The following is a 6,458-nucleotide window of genomic DNA, read 5'->3' as shown; positions in this document are numbered from 1 at the left end:
TTGATGAAAACATCAAAGTATCTGAGGATCTTGTGCAAAAAGTACGAAATGAACTTCAATTCCAACAGTCTGAAGCTGAATATTTAGGAAAAATCTCTCAGAAGCTTTCTGAATTCCAAAACAAAGAATTCTCAAAATTAACAACAGAATTAGACACAATGAGTTCTGAAATATCAGAATTACACAAAAAAGAGCCTTTATTTTTTAAAACAAAATGGATCAATCAAATCAATGACCTGATCAACCAATATAACACCCAACTGGATATGCAAAAGCATATCTCTGGTCTGAGTGAAATAGAAAAAAAAGATAGATATTCTAATCAGTTAAATAAATGGGCAGAAGAAAATCAGTTGCTCCAGCCTAAAAAGTCCTTTGAAAAATTTAACGAAACAAGCATTACATTTAAACAACGCAAACTGAATGATCAAATTTTAAATATAGATCATCAGCTTTCAGAAATATCACGTAGAGAAAATGAATATCAAGAATATATTCGCACTCAACGCATGGAGATCAGAAATAGTTATATATTTGAGGAAGATAATTATGGAAATAAATATTTTAGTCCTCAAAATGGTGAAAAACAAAAGCGATTATACGCAGAAGAAATGGAAGAGCTGAAAACCCAAAAATTGTATGCGAATTTTACAAAAAGAGTTGAAATGAAAGTGCAGCAAGAGTTTGATCGAAAAAGAGCTCTACAGCTCGAAAACGACCGAAAAGATCATGAATTGAGGGAACAGCAGTTACGTAAAGAACGAGAGCGAGAACAACACTATGAGCAAAAAAGACGAGAACAAGACCGTATGGCATTTTTAAAACGCCAAGAATTGGAAAAACAGCAGAAAAATGAGCCTAAAAAGCCAGAAGAAGATAATAATAACGATTACTCGCCTTTTTAAACCCCATTTAAACGTAAAAAAACGGGGTTTTTAGCGACCTTAGAGAGAAATATAGGGAAACTATAGTTGATTGGAATAAAATTGCTTAAAACGCAAATGAGCGCTTTTTAGCGAGTGTCTACGAGCGTCACAAAGAAAATTCGCTTATTCCCCCTCTGAAAAACCGCTTTTGCTTTTAAATTATAGAAATCTAAGTGCAATTTTTTAGCGAGTGTCTACGAGCGTCACAACGCTTTTGCTTTTCAAAAAACATGAGCGAAGCGAATGCATTATTTATGCTTTTGCTTTTTGAATTCCAGATGGTTTAAGAAAAAACTGCCCCGACGAAGCGAGTGAAACGAGCTTCAATAGAGTACGAGCTTTAGCGAGTACCAAGGGCAGTTTTAATAGCCCAAATTTGAATAAAATTCCCTTTTTAGCTTTTAAAAAGCTTTTAAAAGCTTTTAGACCCCCTTCTAGCCCATATACAGCAAGGCTTTCAGACTTTAAAAAACTACAAATGCCGGACATTAAACTACAAATGCCGGACAAAACAGACTTATAAAACTACTTTTACCGGACTTAAAAACTACAAATGCCGGACATTAAACTACAAATACATATGTGTAGTTTTGTTAAAAAACTACAAAAATCGTAGTTAAAAAACATACAATAATGTATTTTGTAACTACATAGATATCTGTGTAGTTAATCAAATACACTTTTGAGATTGTAGTTATATGGACGAAAACAAAAAGACATATCCTCTCAGCTGGGTTGTTATGCAAAATAATGTTCAAGAATGCTTTAAAAGTATGAACATTGATGAGAAACGAATATTAATTCTTGCTAGTCCAATTGCTAGAACTACTGATGCAAATGAAAAAGACCGAATTATGATTACTGCTGAAGAGTTCGCTAGAGAATGTGGCATTAAAACGCATTCAGCATATACGCAGTTAGAACTAGCCAGTAAAAATTTAATTAAAAGGAGCTTTTCTTATAATAATGAAAGAGGAAAAAGAGTGTTATCTAACTGGGTAATTGATTGCACTTATGAGGATGGGGGAATCGCTATACGCTTCCCGGAAATTGTTCTACTAATGTTAAAAGAGTTCGATAAATTAAATCCTTATACGAAATATAAAAAAGACATCGTACTCAGTCTAAAAAAAGATTACTCCTTTGATCTCTATCACTTAGCAAAAAAACATCAAGCAATGGGACAATTTGAAATGTCCTTAGAACATATAAAAAATGAGCTTGGTTTGCCTAAATCATACGATAAACTTTGCAACTTAAAAGATCGTGTCTTAAAACCTTCATTAGATGAAATTACTACAAATACTGATATTGATTTGACCTATGAAAATGTAAAAAAAGGGCGTTCTGTTGTCGGCTTTAAATTTATAGTGAAAGAAAAATCGAAGCCAAAACTCATAGCACCTACAAGAGATACAAAAACTATAGATATATTCTGCAATCTATCAGATGCTCAAATTAACAAGTACAGCACTATTTTATCTCAACTTTCTGAATTATCAGACCTGAGTAACTTTCCTGATTATCCTACTTTTGCCCTTTGGATTGGTGGCATCTTACGAGATCCGAAAAGTGTAAGAGAGGAAACAGCAAAACGGATTTTTAAATCTCTGCATAGCAAAACGGATTTTAAACCATGAGAACTAAAGCTGAATTAGCCGCAATGAGTTGTGAAGAACTCAAAGACTATGAGCAAAGTTTACTTGAGCTGTGGACACCAAGAATGGCGCTTGAAAATCAGATTGATAGACTACGTACAGAACGTAGAGGGCAACTAGAGATATTCAACAGATTAAAAAATCCTGATGCTCCTGAAAATGAGCGTTTAAAAAACTCTATTTTATCTCTCAACAGTAAGATTGAAGATTTAGAAGATGAATTAGATGATCTTATTCAAGACGAACGCTTAAATCATACTGATTAAATTATTCAGTTTATTTAATTAAAACTGTGAAACATTGATTAAATATTAGGCGTGAAACGTGAAAAATCATAAAAAAAGCCCATATCGTGAGATATGGACTATGAAATTGAAACTACAGCATTGAATTTTCAAGAGAATTTTAACATATTTCGCATAAGGCGTATTATGTTAATTTTAGAGAAATTTAAGAATCCTTTTTATATTCAGTAATACCATATTTTTTTGCACTTGTTAAATAATTCAAATTTAGCCCTTTAGAATTTTGTTCTTTATTCCCCAAACTTCCAGACCATCCAACTTTGACAAAAGGTGAAGTTACAGCAACTAATGTTCCTAGTGGAATTGTCATTCCTGTCATGGAATCACATAATAATCCTGTGGGAACATTTTTAACAGCTTCCATAATACTGGTTGAACTGACATCCAACTCTAATTTTAAGTTTCGTTTCAGCCCCTCTCCAAAACGTTCTTTAAATGATTTATTTAGATCATCAATACTTTCTTTTAACTCAATTCTCATATCAAGTCGCATAGCATCAATATCATCTGATGTAGCTATTTTTTCATATAAGCTATTGAGAGAAATATGAAGCCTGTTTAACTCATCATGTCTACGATATTTGAACTCTAAAATATCAATTAAGTTAGTATTAGCGGACGGTGTTGGGAGAGCATTAAATAGCTCAAACTTTAAAATATCTTTTTTGATTCGATGGTCAGGATGAATAAATGGTTCGATCCCAAAATGATGCATTGCCCATGAAGTATCCTTTTTTTGAGACTTCATGAAGTTTAAGGTTGCATCTAGCTCCTTTAAAGATAGCTCAGGCCCATTATCAGTCGAAAATGATTGTAAGTTTGTAGTAGGTCTATATAGTATTCCAACAGACTTAAAAATTTCTTCCTGTGGCAATCCTATATATATCAATCTATTAGATGGGACTACTATATGATCCCAATATAAAGAAAAATACTTCATGTCATCTAAAGTAAGCGCACTAGACAGTGAAATACCATTATCTGTGGATGCAAACGAATAAGAAGATGTAATTAAACCTCTTTGAACTTCACCCAAAATATTTTCCTCTTCAAAATTTAATATCTTCTGTGAGATTTTTTAATAATCCCGATAACATCACTTTTATCACAAACTACTAAAAATTTAACGCGCTCACTTTTAAATAGCTGATTACTAATAGCAAAACTTTCATTTCCACCACATATTTGGAAATTACTTTTTAATCTCAATGAAGCTAATACATCCTCAATTTTTATATCATTTAAATCAACAATTAACTCACAATCTTCGTTTGATAGAGATAGTACATAAAGTGCTATATCAGACTTTTCAAATACTGATTCAATTTCATCTTTTTTATAAAGAAGAAATGCTTTCTGTGGTAACTGATTTATTGAAAGATTTTCAGAAATAATATGGAAATTAGAATCACATCTATCCTGAAAAAGAGGCCCTCCACCTTTAGAAGATGGTTTTGTACGAAGCATTTCATTAACAGTTCCATAGTGTTGTACCCATTTTCGTACATTTTCTGAAATCATATCTAGAAAATTCAATAATCTAGAGTAGAGATTACTGAGATTGAGATCTAAAATTGGTTCATGGTGAGCAATTCTATTTCTTAAATGATTTAAACTCTCTAATTCTGTTTTTATATCCTTCCTTGAAATGTGCTTAGGAAAAATAGAGTGAAGATTTACCTGCCATAGAGGACGATCATACTCATCGCGAAATAAATTAGACCAGAAGTCAAAAGTCAAAGTCGAAACAATGTCACAATTTTTATTAGTTTTAGCCCTACTAATTGCCTTGTTTAATGAGCCTTCACTGTATTCATTGAGTATGTCTGTAAAGTCTTGATTAAAAAAATAATTTTCATCAAATTTTTGTATGAGTAGCTCATTAATTGTATTTCGAACAGTAACTTCTAGAATTTGAAGAGGAAAAAGGAAAGCCTTAGCTAATCTAGCATTATAAAGATATAGCTCAAATGCATAGTCTTTATTAAAACCAGCTCTTTGCAAATACGTTCCAAATCTCTTATCAGATAAATGATTAATTAGTTCTTGACCATCATTAAGATATGTAAATGGAACTTGACTTTGAGCCATTAAAGTACCTAGAATGTATGTATTGATATATATTAAAGTATATCAATACAAAGTAGTTGATATATAGATATATTTCTATAATTGCCCCTCTGTCATATTGACATGCGCTATCAACAAAAGATTAGAGCCCCGAGACAGATCTAGTATCCCTCTCGGGGTTTCGCTTTTTTATAGATCCTAAAATTGTATTTAACATAAAAACTCATATGCGAAATTTAGCTCTTATCCCATATAACACCATTAAAAAGATCTTTATCTTTCTGCCTATTTTCTTCAGTCTTATTTTCAGTATTTAAAAATTGCTCAAAATCGGCTAGTTGGTTCTTAAAAGATTTATCATTTTTCAATTTATTTAAAACCCAAGCTCCCAGTAGAATTTTACGTCTCGTATCATCTTTACGTTGCTGATCAGAGACTTTCTTTTTTTCACGTGCAATGACAGCTTTTTTCTGTTCTTTTAGCTGTCTTAAGCGTTCTTCTTGCTTTGCAATTTTTTGCTCTAAATCATCAACACTCATACCATCACCGTATCAAGGAATCCCCCTTAAGCATAGGACTATTTGAATTGAAATTCAAGACAGTTCATGCTATCGTAGTTTTCCCAAAAGGGCGCACTTAGCCATTGAACAAAGTTCAATGGTGCGACAAGGGGTAAATCCCCTTTGTAATCCCCTGACCAACCTATTCAGGTTGGTAATTTCGATAAATCGAAATAAAGAGCAAAAGCAACATGGCGATATATCATTTTTCAGTTAAAACGATGAGTAGGAGTAATGGACGATCAGCCATTGCTTGTGCTGCATATCGTTCAGGTGAAAAATTGGTATGTGATTTCTATGGAAAAGAACAAGACTATACAAAAAAAACTGGTGTTGAATTTACAGAAATCTATGCCCCGGATCATACAAATACTGAGTTACTCAATCGCCAAACCCTTTGGAATGAAGTCGAAAAAGTTGAACGTAGAAAAGATGCCTTACTTGCAAGAGAATTTGAAATTGCATTTCCAAGTGAGTTAAACGCCGAACAGCGTAAAAACATGGTTAATGAACTTTGCCAAGACCTCGTTAAAAAATATGGCGTCATCGTTGACGCTGCTATTCATGCACCTCATACAGGCAACGGAAGTGATGAACGCAACTACCATGCACACATCATGTTCACTACCCGAAGTATTAATGAACATGGTGACTTTTCAGCAAAAAAATATAGGGACTTCAGTCGTGACAATGGCACAGAAACGGTAAGCCACTGGAGAGAATCATTTGCAGAATTATGCAATCATTACCTGGAGCAAAATGGATTTGATGAACGTGTCGATCACAGAAGTTATCAAGATCAAGAAAGTGATCTAGAAGCCACTCAGCACGAAGGTCCTCAAGCCACATACCTACGGAGACGAGGGATATTTACAAAAATTAGTCTGAAAAATGATGAGATTAAGCGACGTAATTTAGAAATCAAAAAGGTCATCGCAC

At 33.1% G+C, this 6,458-nt stretch carries 7 protein-coding genes and 1 pseudogene; 4 read left to right on the top strand and 4 right to left on the bottom strand.

Translation table 11 applies throughout. The features are described 5' to 3' along the window. Positions 1-905: pseudogene (locus AVJ19_RS19960) on the top strand (mobilization protein (MobL-like)); the annotation flags it as partial. A 273-nt stretch (positions 906-1,178) separates the two neighbouring features. Here the strand turns inward: AVJ19_RS19960 and AVJ19_RS19955 are convergent. Beyond that, on the bottom strand, positions 1,179-1,415 hold the full coding sequence (locus tag AVJ19_RS19955; protein WP_111861298.1) for a hypothetical protein: 237 nt from the start codon (positions 1,413-1,415) through the stop codon (positions 1,179-1,181). A gap of 209 nt (positions 1,416-1,624) precedes the next feature. Between AVJ19_RS19955 and AVJ19_RS19950 the strand changes: the two genes are divergently transcribed. Together AVJ19_RS19950 and AVJ19_RS19945 are read left to right on the top strand one after the other, a co-directional pair. After that, positions 1,625-2,566, top strand: a complete 942-nt coding sequence (locus tag AVJ19_RS19950) for a replication initiation protein (protein WP_111861297.1) — start codon at positions 1,625-1,627, stop codon at positions 2,564-2,566. Beyond that, positions 2,563-2,850 carry a hypothetical protein gene (locus tag AVJ19_RS19945; RefSeq protein WP_111861296.1) on the top strand — a complete coding sequence of 96 codons (288 nt, stop codon included), beginning with the start codon at positions 2,563-2,565 and terminating at the stop codon, positions 2,848-2,850. The genes AVJ19_RS19950 and AVJ19_RS19945 overlap by 4 nt, the downstream gene beginning before the upstream one ends. 184 nt (positions 2,851-3,034) lie before the next feature. Here AVJ19_RS19945 and AVJ19_RS19940 read toward each other — a convergent pair whose 3' ends face one another. The 3 genes from AVJ19_RS19940 to AVJ19_RS19930 all read right to left on the bottom strand — a co-directional run bounded on the left by AVJ19_RS19940 (position 3,035) and on the right by AVJ19_RS19930 (position 5,498). Beyond that, positions 3,035-3,925, bottom strand: coding sequence for a DUF6236 family protein (locus AVJ19_RS19940; protein WP_111861295.1), 891 nt, complete (start codon positions 3,923-3,925; stop codon positions 3,035-3,037). Positions 3,926-3,945: 20 nt separating this feature from the next. Further along, positions 3,946-4,980 carry an Abi family protein gene (locus tag AVJ19_RS19935; protein ID WP_111861294.1) on the bottom strand — a complete coding sequence of 345 codons (1,035 nt, stop codon included), beginning with the start codon at positions 4,978-4,980 and terminating at the stop codon, positions 3,946-3,948. Positions 4,981-5,195: 215 nt separating this feature from the next. Continuing rightward, positions 5,196-5,498, bottom strand: a complete 303-nt coding sequence (locus tag AVJ19_RS19930; RefSeq protein ID WP_111861293.1) for a hypothetical protein — start codon at positions 5,496-5,498, stop codon at positions 5,196-5,198. Positions 5,499-5,710: 212 nt separating this feature from the next. Between AVJ19_RS19930 and mobQ the strand changes: the two genes are divergently transcribed. Continuing rightward, a partial coding sequence (gene mobQ, locus AVJ19_RS19925) for a MobQ family relaxase (protein WP_162626666.1) occupies positions 5,711-6,458 on the top strand: 748 nt, incomplete at its 3' end.

This window comes from Acinetobacter sp. CFCC 10889 (genome assembly GCF_003268395.1).
GTDB lineage: Bacteria > Pseudomonadota > Gammaproteobacteria > Pseudomonadales > Moraxellaceae > Acinetobacter.
Note: the sequence above shows the minus strand (reverse complement) of the source record. Positions and strands in the feature narration are given on the sequence as shown.

Bases quoted from the DNA above. Each gene is read 5' to 3' on its own strand.
- AVJ19_RS19950 (WP_111861297.1), top strand. From the start codon at position 1,625: ATGGACGAAAACAAAAAGACATATCCTCTCAGCTGGGTTGTTATGCAA.
- AVJ19_RS19945 (WP_111861296.1), top strand. From the start codon at position 2,563: ATGAGAACTAAAGCTGAATTAGCCGCAATGAGTTGTGAAGAACTCAAA.
- AVJ19_RS19930 (WP_111861293.1), bottom strand. From the start codon at position 5,498: ATGAGTGTTGATGATTTAGAGCAAAAAATTGCAAAGCAAGAAGAACGC.
- AVJ19_RS19955 (WP_111861298.1), bottom strand. From the start codon at position 1,415: ATGTCCGGCATTTGTAGTTTTTTAAAGTCTGAAAGCCTTGCTGTATAT.
- AVJ19_RS19935 (WP_111861294.1), bottom strand. From the start codon at position 4,980: ATGGCTCAAAGTCAAGTTCCATTTACATATCTTAATGATGGTCAAGAA.